The sequence below is a fragment of the Salinimonas marina genome (assembly GCF_015644725.1).
GTDB lineage: Bacteria > Pseudomonadota > Gammaproteobacteria > Enterobacterales > Alteromonadaceae > Alteromonas.
In genome coordinates this window covers 3,105,089-3,121,470 of sequence record NZ_CP064795.1, presented here as the reverse complement: position 1 = coordinate 3,121,470, position 16,382 = coordinate 3,105,089, and the positions used below count along the sequence as shown (strand labels likewise).

The window sequence follows — 16,382 nt, the reverse complement described above, 5'->3', positions numbered from 1 at the left end:
GCCCGGTTTATCTGCACAAACCTCTCTGAGAGCCGCGTCCTGCGGCTCTTTTGGTTTCATCTTGCCCTTACCGTTGTGACTCACAGAGTCATTAAACTGTCACAATCTACGTCTAAACTATGCGCAGTTTTTAAGGTCGGCTGTTGCCGATGATGTTTCAACAAAAAGGTTTGAATGTATGAAGCTTTTTAACTCCTTGCTACTGGCAAGTGCCATCGTGGCATTCCCCGCCATGGCCCAAGACGATGACGTCTTAAAACCCGTAGTAGACGAGGCGGCTAAAATCAATGAGTCAGCCGCTCAGTCCCAGGAAAAAATCAATCAGATTACCGATCAAATCGACAACAAACTTCAGCAGTTTAAAACCCTGAATAAAGAAGTTGATGGTCTGCAAGTTTATAACGACCAATTGCGCAAACAGATTGAAAATCAGCAACAGGAAATGCAGGACCTGAACGAATCTATCGATGAAGTTTCCGTTATTGAACGCCAAATCACGCCGCTGATGATTCGTATGATTGACGGACTGGAACAGTTTATCGAGCTGGACGTGCCGTTTTTGCCTGAAGAACGTGCTAAGCGCGTAGCAGGTTTAAAAGAACTGATGGGGCGCTCTGATGTCGCCGCGTCGGAAAAATTTCGCCGGGTAATGGAAGCCTATCAGGTGGAAATGGAATATGGCCGCACGATGGAAGCGTATAACGGCATGCACACCATCAATGGTCAGGAACGGGATGTGGAGTTTTTACGTTTAGGTCGAACGGCGCTGATTTATCAAACCCGCGATGGCAGTAGCCAGGGCGCGTGGAACAAAAAAACGGGTCAGTGGGAAAGGCTGAGTGGCAGTTATCGCACCCAGATCACCAAAGGTTTGCGCATGGCTAAAAAGCAACTTGCGCCCGATATGTTAATGCTGCCAGTAGCCATTACAGACTAAGAGGTAAATGACCATGTTTAAACAAATGAAAAAATGGGCGGTTGGTCTGGCTGCTGTCAGCCTGAGTGTTTCTGCCTTTGCCCAGGACGATAACGCCGTGAATCTGGATGCCTTGCTGAAACAACTTGAGCAGGGACAGTTTGCCCAGTCAGAACAAAATCAGCAGCGTGAACAAGAGTTTATGCAAAAGCGGGCGCAACAGGACCAGATCCTCGAACAAGCCCGTGAACGTCGCGACGCATTGTTGCAACAATCTGAATCACTGGAAACTCAGTTTGAAGAAAATGAATTCAAACTGGCGGATTTAAATGGCGCTCTTGATAACCGCATGGGCTCGTTAAAAGAGCTGTTTGGGGTATTGCAGCAAGTGGCAGGCGATACCAAAAGTAAATTTCAGAATTCCGTGATTTCTGCACAAATTCCCGGCCGTTCAGAATTTCTGGACACCATGGCTCAGGAAATGGGTAAAAGCTCAAAACTTGCCTCGATTGAAGAAATTGAGCGGGTCTGGTTTGAAATGCAGCGCGAGATGACCGAGTCCGGCGACGTAGAAAAGTTTGAAACCAGTGTGGTGGAAGCCGGTGGCGAAAAAGTCACCAAAGATGTGGTGCGGGTAGGTCCTTTTGCGCTTATCTCAGATGGAAAATACCTAGATTACAACGGCATTACCGGTACGGTGGCCGAGCTGGTTCGTCAGCCTGCGGGCCGCTATCAGGATTCTGCGGCGGAACTGCAAGCCTCTGATGGTGAGCTGGTGGAGTTCGGGCTGGACCCCACAGGCGGTTCTATTCTGGGCTTGTTGGTACAGGCGCCAACATTGAAAGAGCGGGTGGAACAAGGTGGCGAAGTCGGCTATGTGATTTTAATCGTGGGTGTCATCGGCTTATTGCTGGCCCTGGAGCGTCTGGTTTCCTTATCAATCATACACAACAAAGTGAAACGCCAGCTGAAGCGCAAAAAGCTTAAAAAGGGCAACCCGCTGGGTCGGGTGTTGATGGTGCGCGATAAGTACCCGAACTGTGATACCGAAGCATTAGAGCTGCATCTGACTGAGGCGATTTTAGGCGAAGTGCCCAAACTGAGCCGCAACCTGACCATCATCAAGATTATCTCCGTAGTCGCGCCGCTGATGGGTCTGTTAGGCACGGTTACCGGGATGATAAACACCTTCCAGGCGATCACTTTGTTTGGAACCGGGGACCCGAAACTGATGGCCGGCGGTATTTCCACGGCACTGGTGACCACGGTATTAGGCCTGGTGGTAGCCATTCCAATGACCTTGCTGTACGCCCTGTTAAATACACGAAGCAAAAACATTGTTTATATCCTGCAGGAACAAGCGGCAGGTGTAATCGCCGAGCGCGCTGAGCGGAGCTAAACCATGACCGAGTTTCTTGAAGCAATTCGCGATTTTACAGAGACAGGTGGGCAGGTTCTTCTGCTCATCGGCCTGCTGATCTTCGTTATGTGGCTTTTGATCCTCGAGCGGGCGATGTACATCCTGATTTGGCATAAGGGTAAAAAGAAAGCAGCGATCAAAGCATGGCAAAGTCGCCGTGAACGCTCTTCCTGGAATGCCGAACAGATTCGACAGAAAAAGATTTCGGCGTTATCCATCGAGTTGACCGGCAGTATTCCGGTTATTCAGGCGTTGGTTGCTCTGTGTCCCTTATTAGGTTTGTTGGGAACGGTAACGGGCATGATCGAAGTCTTTGATGTTATGGCGATTTCAGGTTCGGGCAATGCACGCTCAATGGCTGGGGGGTATCTAAAGCAACCATCCCAACCATGGCCGGGATGGTGGGCGCCTTGTCTGGCGTATTTGCCTCGACCTGGCTCAACCGTAAAGTCAAATCGGAACGCACGCATCTTGAGGATGCAATTATTATTGAACGTAATGCCGGTTAGGGCGTTAAGCAAAGGGTTAAACTATGAAGCAGCATTTTCAAAATCTGGTGGACGAAGAAGAAGCCCAAATCGATATGACACCGATGCTGGACGTTGTATTTATTATGCTTATATTTTTCATTGTGACGGCGTCGTTCGTAAAGGAAGCAGGAATTGATGTAAATCGTCCTGAAGCGTCCACAGCAGTGAAAAAGGATCGGGCCAGTGTGCTGATTGCGATTTCCGCCGAAAACGAAATCTGGATCAATAAGCGGCAGGTAGATGCCCGTGCGGTGCAGGCAAATATCGAACGTTTGCAGGCCGAAAACCCCCAGGGCACCGTGGTGATTCAGGCAGATAACAAGGCTACCACTGAAACGCTGATCAAAGTTATGGATGCCTCGCGCGCCGCAGGTGTCTACGATGTGTCCATTGCAGCAAAAGAGCAATAAGCAATGCCTCGATTTATTATCGCATTTATTGTTTCGCTGGCGATAACCCTGGGTCTGTTCTTTTTGATGCAGTCGTTGATCAAGATGGGCGGCAACGCCATGACTGCACCTCCTAAGGGGAGCGTGCTGGACTTTGTGCGGGTAAAGCAGCCTGAAACGGTGGAGCAGAAAGAACGCAAGCCACGCAAGCCGCCAAAGCCCAAAGAGCCGCCACCGCCGATGGAGCCACAGCAAATGGACTCGCCGTCTCCCGACGCCGAAGGCTCCTCGATGGATTTTAGTTCCGATGTAGGCGATGCCGGTGAACTTGAAGGCGGCCTTGCTCTGGACTCCAGTGATGGTGAATATTTGCCCATCGTTAAAACCTCACCAGTATACCCTCGCCGGGCACTGCAACGGGGCATCGAAGGGTTTGTTATTGTGGAGTTTACTGTAAGCAAGCAAGGCGCGGTTAAAGATCCAATTGTGATTCAAGCTAAGCCGGAAGGGATTTTTGAACAGGCAGCGATTGATGCTGCACTGAAATTCAAATACAAACCCCGGGTGGTAAATGGCGAAGCAACAGAAGTATCGGGTGTACAAAACCGGATCACTTTTCAGATTGACGGGTAAGAAGAAATGAAAAAATCAATCTTCAAAGGCCTGACTACCGCGATGATGTTTGTCGCCTTAGGCGGTGGGTCGTGGGGGCTGGTTAGTCCGTACGCCGCCGCTCAGCAACAGGCCAGTGATAAAGCAACGCGGGAGGTGCCGACCCTGCGCTCTAAAGTCTATGATCAGTTTTCCCGTGCGCAAACGGCAGCCGATAACGATGATCTGCCTGAAGCTATTTCGATTTTGGAAGAGGTGAAAAGTAAAGACTATTCCATGAATAGCTATGAGCAGGCGATGATGTTTAATTTTTATGGCTTCATTTATTACAACGATGAGCAGTACGAAAAAGCGCTGGAATCTTTTTCGCAGGTGATTGAACAACAGCCCATACCGCTAAAATTTGAGATGTCGACACTGTATACCCTGGCGCAGTTACATTTAATGCAGGGTAATTACGCGCAGGTGGTCAGTTATCTGGACCGTTGGAAAACGCTGAATAGTGGCGATGTGCCAGCCAAGCACAAAGTTTTAAAGGCACAGGCCTTGTATTCCGATGAACAATATCAGCCGGCCGCCGAGTACATCCATCAGGCGATAGCGGAACGCGAAGCCGAAGATCTGGAGCCGGACGAAGGCTGGTTAATCTTGCAGCGCGCCATTCATTATGAATTGAAAGAGCCAGAAAAAGTTAAAGATATTCTGGTCAAAATGGTCAGATTATTTGATAAACCAAAATACTGGATCCAATTGGCGAGTATGTATGGTGAGCTGGGTGAAGAGCGCAAACAACTGGCGATTATGGAAACCGCCCACCAGCGAGGGTTTGTGGAAAGCGGCGCCGATATCTTCAATCTGGCACAGTTGTATTACTATCATCGCGCGCCTTACAAAGGGGCAAAACTTATGGAGCAGGGGCTGGAAGATGGCGTGCTGGAAAAAAACTTACGTAACTGGAAGTTTTTAGGGCAAAGCTGGCAACTGGCGAAAGAAAACGGCAAAGCGATCCCGGCCCTAACCGCAGCGGCAGCGCTGGCAGATGATGGCGAACTGGAAGTTCAGCTGGCTCAGATTTATCTTAATAATGAGCAGTGGGAACAGGCGATTGAAGCTGCCGACAAAGCCATAGAAAAAGGCCAGCTACGTAACCCCGGTATGCCTCATCTGGTGAAAGGTATGGCGCTTTACAATACGCAGCAGTATGTGGCGGCAATGGAACAGCTGGCTGAAGCAGAAGCCCATGATAAAAGCCGTGCTATGGCACAGCAATGGCTGAAGTTTGTAGAAACAGAGAAAAGCAGTCAGGAACAACTGTCGACGGAGTTATCTTTGTAAGGTATCAATACAAATAGCTACAAAAAGCCGTGGTTATACGCGGCTTTTTTATTCGTATGCTGCAATTGAAGCTGGTGTCTGGAGGCCCCATCAATTGCATCTGACCTTTATTAACTGGGTCAGGCCAGCCTTCATATTACAATCGTATCAAGTTTTGAGGTCTGCTCTGGGCAATAAGCGCAAGAAAAGTGTGGCCGGAGCATATGCCTGCTTTTCTGACCAAGGGAAATAGACAAAGGATTTATCGCGTGCCATATATCCCGTTCAAACCTTCAAACAATGTAGTGGTAAAGGCAGTAGCCTGCATGACGCCTTCGATGAGACTGAACTTTAGCAGGGTTTTCACAGGATGGAGCTGTTATATTATCTGCAAGCTGCTGATGAAGCTGGCGTAGCCCTCGAGCCTGGTGTGAAGCCTGATACTTTGGCTGTTAATATCCGGATATAAAAGGCGAACCATGTTAAGCTTCAGGTCTGGCTTTAGGTTAAGCAGGCTTCAGGCTCCTCGCATTAACAGTCAACACTTATTCTCCATCTTAGTATACCTGCACACTTCACTCTCGCTTGCAGTATGGATTGCCAACCCCTGTTGGTTCAAACGCTCAAGCACAAGGCAATACCATGAATATGACTTCACTAGGCGTTATTGGTAGCTCTAAAAAGGAAGATGAACGGCGGGTGCCGATACATCCGGAACATTTATCCAGGATCCCCGAAAAGATACGTACGCAACTCATTTTTGAAACTGGCTATGGCGAACGCTTTGGTATTGATGATACTGAACTCGCCGCTCAGGTGGGGGATTGGCCTCAAGAGACGAGCTGTTGGAAACCATGAATACTGTCATTATTGCCAAACCGGTACTTGCCGATTTTGAGCAGTTACGGGTGGGCGGTGTGCTCTGGGGATATCCTCATTGCACTCAGCAACGACAGATCACTCAGATTGCCATTGACCGAAAACAGACATTAATCGCATTTGAGGATATGTATGTCTGGGGACCTCAGGGTCAGGTGGGGCGCCATACATTTTACAAAAACAACGAAATGGCGGGATATTGCGGGGTCATTCATGCGTTGCAGCTTAAGGGTATAGACGGGCATTATGGTAATCAGCGTAAAGCGATAATCTTCAGCTTTGGTGCCGTCAGTCGTGGTGCTATTTACGCTCTCAAAGCCCATGGCTTTCGCGATATCACTATTTGCATTCAGCGACCCGACCATGAGGTCCGTGAAGAAATTCTTGATTGTCATTATGTTTGGTTAAAAGCCGGCACTGCTGATCAGGCCAGAATGATGGTGGTTGAGCATGACGGCACAGAACGGCCATTGGCTGATTTAATCAGCGAATCGGGGCTTATTATCAATGGCATCTATCAAGACCCCAATCACCCTATCGACTTTGTCACCGAACAAGAAAAAGCCTGTCTTAAACCGGGTTGCTTAATCATTGATGTCAGTTGTGACGAAGGTATGGGTTTTTATTTTGCCAGGCCCACCACTTTCAAAGATCCCATGTTCCAGGTCGAAAAAGTGGACTACTACGCTGTTGATCATACCCCCAGTTATTTATGGGAAAGCGCCTCTCGTTCAATTTCCGCCGCATTGGTGTTCCATTTACCGGCCATAGCCGCAGGACCAGATGGATGGCACCAAAATGAAACCATACGCCGGGCCATTAATATTGATAAAGGTGTTATCCAAAAGCCGGATATTCTGGCTTATCAACACCGCCAACAGGCCTACCCGCACCTATCACTTTGATGATTCCAAGCTCATTCATTTGGGCTTATCTCTTCTTTTGGCCTGCCGAGAAAAAAACCACGTTAAGTTTCAAATACAAAAAATGGATCTGTGCCTAAGCCAAGAAATGAATAGAGAAATGAATAGGACAGTCACTTCTTATATTTAACAGACGGTAAGTGCCTGTCCTGTTATTACTCTTGCTGGGCCATCAGCATTTCTCACACAGTTATTGCAAGCATGGTTTAAAACACGTCGACGCTGGTCACTCAATAAGCTACATTTTGGCAGACAATAACAATTAACCATCTGACAATTCAGGGAGAATTATGTGAGTGTATTTCGAACACTAGTAATAAGTGGCGCGGTGGCTGCCGCGCTGGCCATGCCGGTAACCGCACAGCCGCAATCTGACACTTCCAGCAAGGTAGCCGGACAACAGCAAAGCGCGCATGACCGCTTGTTTACACTATTTGCTGCTGCCGATGAACGCCAGCTGGCGCTGAACCCGATTTCGGGATTGTTCCGGGGCGATATGCGCCGCGCCGACCGGCTGGGCGACTTTATTACCGACGCCCATACTATTGCGACACGCACCAGTACGCTGCTGAACCTGTCTGAGCTGTCAAAAATAGATCGCTCACAACTAAGCGCCACCGATAAGCTGGCCTACGATGTATTTGAATACGACCAGCAAAAGAGCCTGAAAGCTACCAGCGATGAAATACTTGCATTGACAGAAGTGCGCCCGGTGAATCATTTTAGTGGCTTCCATACTTTTTATCCTACCTTTGCCAGCGGGAAAGGGGCGGCGCCATTTAAAACCATTGAAGATTACGAAAACAACCTTTCGCGCCATCAGGATTACATCGACATCAGCGAGCGCGCCATCGAAAAATTTCGTGAGGGCATGGACACGGGTGTACTGGAAACCAGGCTAACGATAGACAGGGTCATTAAGCAGTTTGACACCCAGCTGGCAATCCCCATCAAAGAGTCGCAGTTCTGGGGGCCAGTCACGATGTTCCCTGACAGCTTCAGTGAACAAGACAAAACCCGTCTGACTAAAGAGTATATGGCAGCGACCAAAGAGATATACGCATCCACTGAGCGTATGCGTAACTTTCTGCGCGATGAATACCTGCCTGTGGCCAGAGAAAGTATTGGACTTAGTCAGATGAAAGGCGGCGAGAAGCTATACCGTCACCTGATTGAAAAAACGACTACCTTGCCGCTGAGCGCAGATTATCTGCATGATTTAGGGATGCAGGAAGTAAAGCGAATCAAAACCGACATGCATGAGATTATGGAAGAAGTTGAGTTTGAGGGCACGCTCAATGAATTTTTTGATTACGTGCGAACGGATCCCCAATTTAAGCCGCAAAGTCGTGAAGCGTTAACGGAGTCGTATTACCGTATTGGACGGGAAGTTGATAAGAAAATTGATGACTATTTTTCATTGTTGCCAAAAACAGAGCTCGAAATTAAACCCTATGATCCAGCTATCGAGCAATTCAGTGCCGGCGGTTCGTACCAGCGTGGCACACCCGATGGTTCTCGCCCGGGCACGTTTTATTTCAATGCCTATGATTTACCCAGCCGGCTAACCACTGGCAATGTGACCTTGTACCTCCATGAAGGCGCGCCAGGGCATCATTTCCAACTAAGTCTGGCTCAGGAAAACGAAGATCTGCCGGCATTCATGCGTTTTGGTGGCAACAATGCCTATATTGAAGGGTGGGCGTTGTATTCTGAAACCCTGGGGTACGAAATGGGATTCTTTGACGACCCCTGGAACCGCTACGGTACCCTACAAGACGAACAATTACGCGCCATGCGGTTGGTGGTAGATACTGGCATCCACGCGAAGGGCTGGAGCCGGGAACAGGCAATTGACTTTATGCTGGAAAACTCCGGTATGACCCGCACCGAAGTGGTGGCGGAAGTGGAGCGGTATATTGCGATACCATCACAGGCGCTGGGCTATAAGGTGGGCGCACTGAAAATTCAGGAGCTACGCCAACAAGCCGAAGAGGCCCTGGGCGAAAACTTTGATATTAAAGCTTTTCATGCACAGGTATTGGGCACAGGTGCGCTGCCCCTGCCAATACTGGAACAAAAAATAGAACGCTGGATTGCTAGCGAGAAAGGTTAACCCGAGATGTGTAAAAGGGTCGGCAGAGCGTAATGCACTGCCGGCCTTTTTTATGACAAATGGATAAGAAATGAATAGGACAGTCACTTCTTATATTTAACAGACGGTAAGTGCCTGTCCTGTTTATGGTCCTGTTTATGACGTTAACTAATGCCGCCCAGCACTCATCTGCCAGCCGGGAATCTAGAAACGATAGGATCGCGCTGTTTTTCTCGCGGCAAGAAAGCCGGTAATAATATTGGTCCGTATGGCGATCAAATTCTTAAATTTGTTCTGTATAGCCGCTCGTTGTGCCGCCGAGTCAGGTTCAGGTTTTGTGAATTTCGGCGAGCATACCCTTATCAGCTCAGAGATAAGAAAAGCAGCTCTCCGGGGGATGAGCTGCGTTTGCGGACCTAGGAGCTGTCTTTATTTTTCAACGATAGTCATTTCGTCCAGTATATTGTCAGCACCATCAATATGCTTCATGGTCCAAAGCATAAACGGCACGCTGGTGTGGATTGCGCGATTAACCTTAGGATCGTAGTCCCAATCGGCAATAATTGCCTCATACACCGTATCAAAAACCAGGCCGACAAACTCCCCCTTGGCGTTCAAGGTTGGTGAGCCTGAGTTGCCGCCAGTGATGTCAACGGTAGACAGGTAGTTTACTGGGACCGAGCCAAGCTGCGGATTAACATAGTCACCATATTGTTGATTGGCGATAGCGGTCCGCACCTTCTGTGGTAAGTCGAATTCGTCGTCACCTTCAACATACTTAGCCAGCATGCCCTCAAGGGTGGTAAATGGTTTAGCTTCAAGGCCATCCTGTGGTGAATACCCTTTTACATTACCATAGGTAATGCGCAAAGAGCCGTTGGCATCAGCATACACCGGCTCGCCTTTACTGCGTTTAAACGCAATCATGGCTTCCATAAACGCAGGCCGGGCCCGTAGCAACTCGCCTGATAATTTGTCTTCCTGCTTTTCAAGTGCTTTATCATAATCGTACTGGGATACTGCAAACTGAATATAGGGATCATCACTGGCTTTGAATGCTTCCACCGGTTTATCCATCCAGGCCAAGCGCACCGCTTCGTTATCCAGTTCGGTCTGACTGTGCATACTATCCAGTTGCGCTTTTACTGCGCTGGCGTCATACCCGTTATCCAGCCCGAAGAATGCATCGAAGGTGGTATTACGCTGTGAATCAGGAAACGATGTATAGTGTTCAATAAAGTGTGCCAGTACCGCTTTGTCGACGGTGGGGTCATAGCGACGATTCACACGCTTCATGCCCTGGCTGAAGCGATTCATATCGCGCTCCTGATACCCTTGCTTGCGCTCGGCATCCGGCTTGGCTTTCTCATGCGCCAGACGATACAGGCGCTTTGCCACACTCATCATGTTGGTGCGGGCCATGTAAGACATGATCAAATCACGCTGCTGATGTTCGTAGCCCCCTTCAAGAAGCGTGTTTAGGTCTTCAAGTGCTTCACCATATTTCGCTTTACGTGCATCAGAACTGGTGATCCAGGCTTGCAGAGCTTCCAGTTCGTTTTGTTTGCGCGCCAGCATGTCACCCTGGTTATAGCTTTGAATCATGGAGCCATAGTTTTTAGCGTAGTTCGCAAGACCCGCCAGCGTACTTTCATACTTGATGCGTGCATCACTGCCTGCCGGAGCGTTTTGTTTTATGACATCAATGTACTGTTCACGATACTGCTTTGCTGTTGGATAAACCCAGGTAAACTGGTTTTCTACTTCCAGCGCGGTGCGGTAGCGATTGGTGCGTCCGGGATAGCCCAGCACCATTACGTAGTCATCCTTTGCTACGCCACTGGCGTTTACTTTTAAAAAGGCATCTGGCTCAAACGGGACATTATCCTTCGAATAGTCTGCCGGTTTGCCATCTTTGTTGACATAGGCACGGTAAAACGCCCAGTCACCAGTATGCCGCGGCCACATCCAGTTGTCCGTGTCGCCACCGAATTTTCCAATGCTGGCCGAAGGTGCGTATACCAGTCGAACATCGCGAATAGCTAATTGCTTAATCAGAAAATATTCTGCGCCCCCGTGGTAGCTATAAACCTCACAACGGTAGTCCTGCGAGGTTTCGCATTCGGCAACCAGCTTTTTTTGATTGTTTTCAATTTTGTTGTAAAAAGCTTCGCCCGCAACAGAGGCATCAATACTTCCGGTAATCTTGTCGGTGACATTGGTCAGCGATTCTGTCACATATACCCGAGAGCCTGGCGCCGCAGGTAATTCCGCGTCTTTTTGTGGTGCAACAAAACCTTTCTCAATCAGGTTATTTTCTTCCGATGAATTATATTGGATAGACCCGTAGGCACAGTGATGATTGGTAACCACGAGGCCCTGGTCAGACAAAAACGATGCAGTACAGCCGCCTAAGCTTATAATCGCGTTCATTGGAAATTGATTGAGATTTGCCATGTCAGCGGGATCTAGCTTTAAGCCTGCTTGTTTAAGCTTGCTGCTGATATCCTCTAATTGATGGGGCTGCCACATGCCTTCGTTGGCTTGCGCTACATTGCAAATGAGTAGCGACAATGCTGGCACTACCTTTAGTACTCTATTTAACTTCATGATTTTTTCCCTGTTTTTTTAAGCACGAAGGCTGAATCGGTTCAAATGCTAGTATCAGCACTGCGCTGTTGATCTGCAATGATTTTATATTTATTGCATGTATCTCAGTGAATTTTTGATGACGTCTGCTTTGGCTTCTCTGACCTCAATAGACGGTAGTGGTCTGGCGTCGCCAATTCGCTTTTCGCTCGTTTGTAAAGAGCATAGTGCTCAGGCTCGTTGCCCTTGGTCGGGTGAATAGTACCGGGTGAGTAGGAGCGGGTGAGTAGGACAGTCACTTTTTATATCATCGTCGAATTTTCAAGAAGCACGTGACGGCCTTTGTTATATCGAAGTTGAAGCCTGCGTTTATTATTATAGAGTGGCTTTAAAAAAGGTTTATATACATAAATAGTTGTTAGGTCAGTCATCAATAAGCGGGGGATGGCGCTCGGTGAATAGGACAGTCACTTCTTACCCTTATAAAATCAGGGATCCAGGTCGCCCTGTGAATCGACCAGCCTTTATACTCAGATTATTTGAGTGGTATTAATTGAGTATTATTGAAAAAGCGACAGCGTTTGAGCAGGAATTTTAGCGTCGCTTTTTACGTCCCTTCGCTTTGCGTTTGCGCTTAGAGCTATCATCAGCTTCAAAATTTCCGTATAACTCTTCTTCGGCTTTAACCACCGTTGGTTTTGGTTTGGGTGCAAAGCCGGGAATAAATACTTTTTTAAACTGCCGGCCAATAAAACGTTCAATTGCCGTTAATTGCTTCGATTCATCCTCGCTAAAGAGTGAGATAGCTAAGCCCCTGGATGATGCTCTGCCGGTGCGGCCGATTCTATGAATATAGTCTTCGGGTACGTAGGGCAAATCAACATTAATGACACAGGGCAATTGCTCAATATCAATGCCTCTTGCGGCAAGGTCTGTTCCAATCAGAACCTTGATGCGGCCACCTTTAAAGCCATCCAACGCCTGTGTGCGTGCCTGCTGAGTTCTGTTGGCATGAATAGACTCAGCAGCAATGCCGGCCTGTTCTAGTTCGTTTCTCAAGCTATCTGCGCCACGTTTCGTGCGGGTAAATACCAATACCTGAGACCAGTTATTGTTTTTGATAAGGTGAAGCAGAAGCTCGCTTTTTCGCTCTTTGTCGACCGGATGCAAGGTCTGCGTGATGGTTTCAATGTGATCCTGCGCCGTGGCTAACTCTATAATCACAGGGTTATTGAGCATCGTCGTGGCCAGTGTTTTGATTTCTTTAGTGAAGGTGGCTGAGAACAAAAGGGTTTGTCGTTTTTCGGGTAGCAAGCTTTGTATGTGATGAATATGGTCAATAAAACCTAAGTCCAGCATGCGGTCGGCTTCATCTAACACCAGTATTTCGAGTTGGTCAAAATTAATCACCCCTTGCTCATATAAATCTACCAGACGCCCGGGAGTGGCGATCAGGATATCCACACCTTGCTCTATTGCATATTGTTGCGGCTCAATCCGTACGCCACCAAATACCGCCGTGGTGCGCAGATTCATATTCTGGCTGTAGTTATCAACATTGGCGGCAACCTGGGCAGCAAGCTCGCGGGTAGGGGCAAGGATTAATGCTCGTATGCTGTTGGCCTGGGCGGGCGGTCTGGCGGCCAAAAGATGCAAAATCGGTAATGAAAAGCTTGCCGTTTTACCGGTCCCGGTTTGCGCAATTGCAATAACATCACGTTGATTTAATATTGCAGGAATGGCTTCTTGCTGAATGGGAGATGGCTTGGTATAGCCCTTCTTCGCAACAGTGTTCAAAAGTTCAGTGCATAGGCCTAAAGCGCTAAATGACATAAAAGGGGAGCCCACAACTCATTAAAAATTGGCGCCATCATACGTGTTGTGCCTGTCATTTGTGTCATTATTTATGGGCTTTTTTACAAGTGACGTCAGCAGCGGCAATCAGAATCGCCATACAATGCAAAAATGTGTCTTTACCGTGGTGGTATTAAGCCGGCTTTTTGGCCAGGAAGATGGTGTGTTTACTTCCTTTACCTTTGCGTGCCCTGGCAATATGAGTGGTCACCTTGTAGCCTGCTTTTTTAAGGCGCACCGTAAACAGGTAGTCAGGCCCGGCCGACCAAATGGCTAGCATGCCCCTGGGTTTAAGAACCTCATAGATATCTTGTAAACCATCCAACGAATAAATCCAGTTGTTATCAGAATGCGTTAAGCCTTCAGGACCATTATCGACATCGAGTAAAATGGCATCGTAGGTGGGTATTCTGGTATTCAAAAGATGCTTTACATCACCTATTTTAACCGTGGTCCTGGGATCCTGAAGTGGGTTTTTAGCACATTGACCTAATGGGCCCTGGTTCCATTCCACGACCTCCGGGATTAACTCAGCCACCGTGACTCGCGAGCTTGGTGTAACTTCATTTAGCGCAGCGGCAAGCGTGTAGCCCATTCCCAGACCACCCACTAACACATGCGCGTCAGGGTTAGATTTAAGATGAGCACAGCCTAATTGAGAAAGTTCTTTTTCTGAGTTGTAGACCCGGCTGTTCATCAATTCGCCGCGAATACCGGAAAGCCGGATGCTGAACTCTTCATCACGGCGGGAAAATGTTAGTTCACCACCATTATTTGGAATTTGAGCTGTGCCCAATTTAACCCATGGAACCATCTGCAGGCTTACCCTATGTTGAGACACTGATTAACAGTGATATTTGCTTATACGAAATATTGGCGCGCAGAGTAGCACACTTGCGGCTATAGGCTCAGAGTTAAGATTATAAGCAAGCCTACCTAAAACCCTATGCAAATATTAAGAGCCTAGGCGATTTTGTGAGGGTGTATTTATTATCTGGGAACGGGATTCACTTTATATTAGATGTTATTGTTGCCAAAAAAGGACGTTTGGAAAACAAAATGAAGATTCTGATTATTGTGTTTGTTTCAATTTTAACAGGTTGCTCGGCCAATAATGTCAGTAGGGACAAAACGGCCAATGTCGCAGAGTCGAACCAGGCTGGCTTTCCTGGAAATACCGAAGAGATTAGCGAAATGGGTTATCCGGTCGGAACCTGGGAAGGTATAGAGCAAAAAACCGGAGAATTAAAAGTCTTAAAGTTGACCAGTAGCAATCGCCATACTCTAGCGACATACAAGATTGCATTTGGTCTTAAATTGATTTCCGAAATACACTTCGATGACAACGCCATCACCTGCGGAAAATTTGATTGTCATATTCTGACTACAACCCAGCGAGGCCTCCCATATAAAGTGAGTGTTACGCAGCATGCAGGGGAAGACTTTGAAGTAGTAGAGGCAAAAAAACTAAAAACGAAGGAAATATACAGTAGCTCTTACACTTTAAAGAAAGCCGCAAAGTTAACTATCCCAGAGCAATTCCATCAACACGCATCTGAGGACGTTAATCTGAATAAGGCTGACTATGCCAGTGCATGGTATGGCTTCTGGGTGGGGGTATTGGAACCTTCAGGGTATGAAGACTTAAAAGTAGTATCTTTAAGATTTTTACCCGATGAATTAGCTCGTTTTACTGTTTACACTCCTGGTTTGCCAGGTAGAGCTGAAATGAATTTCAACCCGACAGATATTAAACAAGACAGAGGCGAATTCATTACAAAACTGGAAGGCTCACTATTTGCAAATGAGTTAATTATGCGGCCGACAATAGGCGGCATTGAAGGGAGCTATAAGTTACGTCTGCCTCGTTATCCTGAAACGCTAACAGCCCATGGTGACTTCAGACTTCTCAAGGTAAAAGAGCGATGAAAGAAATTTTTTTTCGATGTCGCAGGCCTGGCTTATGCAAAGACCGTTTCAGGGCACTGAAACGGTCTTTTTTGCCAAGTTACGATTAATCGAACGTGACACTGCCCTCATGGGCGACGATTTTTAAATTATTCTCACCGAACCCTTCAGTGCCAGGACAGTTATTAACCACGCCGGTAAGCACAATAGTGCCAGTGTGAAGATTACTGTAGCGACCAGTTCCTTTTACCAGGTTGATGTGTTCGTTAATCACTAACGGCGTGCCACCAGAGCAGAAGAAGTCACCGGATTGTGGAATAAGCACATCATTCTCTGAACGCAAAGTATAATCACGGTCTTCCCCTACCAATTTATGCGAAGCAAGGCCAGTCATAGGATTAAACTTACCAACGAGAAGGCCTTCAACTTTTATCTTATGGCGCGTTGTTTTGCGCTCTTGCCCCGAAAGACTTTTCCAGTCTTTGTTAACAAGCTCAATTTTGTAGGTACCCAGTTGCTCGGGCGCTTCTCCTAAGGAAGGGTCGGATACTTCGAAGGTTTCCACCGTACCTTTTACCGGTACGTAAGTCCCTTTGGCCATTTTTGAAGATGCCATTGAAGAAAATGACGTGCAAAAGAGAGTGGCCAGTAACGCTGACTTGATTATATTTTTCATAGATTTTAGTTTGCCTTGTTGTAGGTTAAATGTGCGCATCTATCAGCACGCCTCTGATAATTCGAAAGCTTATACGAAAGAACATACAAAAAAAGCTTATGGCGTTCTAAAACTTTTCTGAGGATATGAAGGATACAGAAACGAGGTGCTCGACTCAATTTAAACTGCTAAATCCATACACAGGGGGGCCGAGCCTGAAAGGCGTGTTTATGGCCGGGCAAAGACACTATTTCCTATACATGTTCTGTACCAATTGCCAGAGCCTTGAATCGGCGAC

General features: G+C 47.5%; 13 protein-coding genes and 1 pseudogene. 10 read left to right on the top strand and 4 right to left on the bottom strand.

What is annotated here, in order from left to right; translation table 11 throughout:
• Positions 1 to 178: 178 nt before the first annotated feature.
• The 9 genes and pseudogenes from IT774_RS14000 (at position 179) to IT774_RS13965 (ending at position 9,099) form a co-directional block, all read left to right on the top strand.
• On the top strand, positions 179 to 937 hold the full coding sequence (locus IT774_RS14000) for a DUF3450 domain-containing protein (protein ID WP_195810310.1): 759 nt from the start codon (positions 179 to 181) through the stop codon (positions 935 to 937).
• A gap of 13 nt (positions 938 to 950) precedes the next feature.
• Entirely contained in the window at positions 951 to 2,315 is a 1,365-nt protein-coding gene (locus IT774_RS13995) for a MotA/TolQ/ExbB proton channel family protein (protein WP_195810309.1), read from the top strand.
• Positions 2,316 to 2,318: 3 nt separating this feature from the next.
• Positions 2,319 to 2,845 (top strand): annotated as a pseudogene (locus IT774_RS13990) (MotA/TolQ/ExbB proton channel family protein).
• Between the two features lie 23 nt (positions 2,846 to 2,868).
• A complete protein-coding gene (locus IT774_RS13985; protein ID WP_195810308.1) occupies positions 2,869 to 3,276 on the top strand; it encodes an ExbD/TolR family protein in 408 nt (135 codons plus the stop codon).
• A gap of 3 nt (positions 3,277 to 3,279) precedes the next feature.
• Complete coding sequence (locus IT774_RS13980) at positions 3,280 to 3,888, top strand: energy transducer TonB (RefSeq protein WP_195810307.1); 609 nt, start codon at positions 3,280 to 3,282, stop codon at positions 3,886 to 3,888.
• Between the two features lie 45 nt (positions 3,889 to 3,933).
• Entirely contained in the window at positions 3,934 to 5,202 is a 1,269-nt protein-coding gene (locus tag IT774_RS13975; protein WP_195812311.1) for a tetratricopeptide repeat protein, read from the top strand.
• A gap of 621 nt (positions 5,203 to 5,823) precedes the next feature.
• Complete coding sequence (locus tag IT774_RS17540) at positions 5,824 to 6,039, top strand: hypothetical protein (RefSeq protein ID WP_232365000.1); 216 nt, start codon at positions 5,824 to 5,826, stop codon at positions 6,037 to 6,039.
• Positions 6,006 to 6,965 carry a Rossmann-fold NAD(P)-binding domain-containing protein gene (locus IT774_RS13970; RefSeq protein ID WP_232364999.1) on the top strand — a complete coding sequence of 320 codons (960 nt, stop codon included), beginning with the start codon at positions 6,006 to 6,008 and terminating at the stop codon, positions 6,963 to 6,965. The genes IT774_RS17540 and IT774_RS13970 overlap by 34 nt, the downstream gene beginning before the upstream one ends.
• Before the next feature lie 310 nt (positions 6,966 to 7,275).
• Positions 7,276 to 9,099, top strand: coding sequence for a DUF885 domain-containing protein (locus tag IT774_RS13965; RefSeq protein WP_195810306.1), 1,824 nt, complete (start codon positions 7,276 to 7,278; stop codon positions 9,097 to 9,099).
• A gap of 408 nt (positions 9,100 to 9,507) precedes the next feature.
• Here the strand turns inward: IT774_RS13965 and IT774_RS13960 are convergent, their stop codons facing one another.
• From IT774_RS13960 to IT774_RS13950, 3 genes are all read right to left on the bottom strand, one after another.
• A complete protein-coding gene (locus IT774_RS13960) occupies positions 9,508 to 11,688 on the bottom strand; it encodes a S46 family peptidase (protein ID WP_195810305.1) in 2,181 nt (726 codons plus the stop codon).
• 573 nt (positions 11,689 to 12,261) lie between these two features.
• On the bottom strand, positions 12,262 to 13,500 hold the full coding sequence (locus IT774_RS13955; RefSeq protein WP_195810304.1) for a DEAD/DEAH box helicase: 1,239 nt from the start codon (positions 13,498 to 13,500) through the stop codon (positions 12,262 to 12,264).
• Positions 13,501 to 13,654: 154 nt separating this feature from the next.
• Positions 13,655 to 14,335 (bottom strand): spermidine synthase, encoded by a 681-nt coding sequence (locus IT774_RS13950; RefSeq protein WP_195810303.1) that lies wholly within the window; start codon positions 14,333 to 14,335, stop codon positions 13,655 to 13,657.
• Between the two features lie 167 nt (positions 14,336 to 14,502).
• Here IT774_RS13950 and IT774_RS13945 point away from each other — a divergent pair, with 167 nt between their 5' ends.
• Entirely contained in the window at positions 14,503 to 15,450 is a 948-nt protein-coding gene (locus IT774_RS13945) for a hypothetical protein (RefSeq protein ID WP_195810302.1), read from the top strand.
• Between the two features lie 85 nt (positions 15,451 to 15,535).
• Here IT774_RS13945 and IT774_RS13940 read toward each other — a convergent pair whose 3' ends face one another.
• Positions 15,536 to 16,144 (bottom strand): hypothetical protein, encoded by a 609-nt coding sequence (locus tag IT774_RS13940; protein WP_195810301.1) that lies wholly within the window; start codon positions 16,142 to 16,144, stop codon positions 15,536 to 15,538.
• Positions 16,145 to 16,382 lie beyond the last annotated feature (238 nt).

Coding starts and splice junctions, on each gene's coding strand:
- IT774_RS13950 (WP_195810303.1), bottom strand. CDS start 14,335: ATGGTTCCATGGGTTAAATTGGGCACAGCTCAAATTCCAAATAATGGT.
- IT774_RS13940 (WP_195810301.1), bottom strand. CDS start 16,144: ATGCGCACATTTAACCTACAACAAGGCAAACTAAAATCTATGAAAAAT.
- IT774_RS13960 (WP_195810305.1), bottom strand. CDS start 11,688: ATGAAGTTAAATAGAGTACTAAAGGTAGTGCCAGCATTGTCGCTACTC.
- IT774_RS13955 (WP_195810304.1), bottom strand. CDS start 13,500: ATGTCATTTAGCGCTTTAGGCCTATGCACTGAACTTTTGAACACTGTT.
- IT774_RS17540 (WP_232365000.1), top strand. CDS start 5,824: ATGAATATGACTTCACTAGGCGTTATTGGTAGCTCTAAAAAGGAAGAT.
- IT774_RS13995 (WP_195810309.1), top strand. CDS start 951: ATGTTTAAACAAATGAAAAAATGGGCGGTTGGTCTGGCTGCTGTCAGC.
- IT774_RS14000 (WP_195810310.1), top strand. CDS start 179: ATGAAGCTTTTTAACTCCTTGCTACTGGCAAGTGCCATCGTGGCATTC.
- IT774_RS13975 (WP_195812311.1), top strand. CDS start 3,934: ATGTTTGTCGCCTTAGGCGGTGGGTCGTGGGGGCTGGTTAGTCCGTAC.
- IT774_RS13985 (WP_195810308.1), top strand. CDS start 2,869: ATGAAGCAGCATTTTCAAAATCTGGTGGACGAAGAAGAAGCCCAAATC.
- IT774_RS13980 (WP_195810307.1), top strand. CDS start 3,280: ATGCCTCGATTTATTATCGCATTTATTGTTTCGCTGGCGATAACCCTG.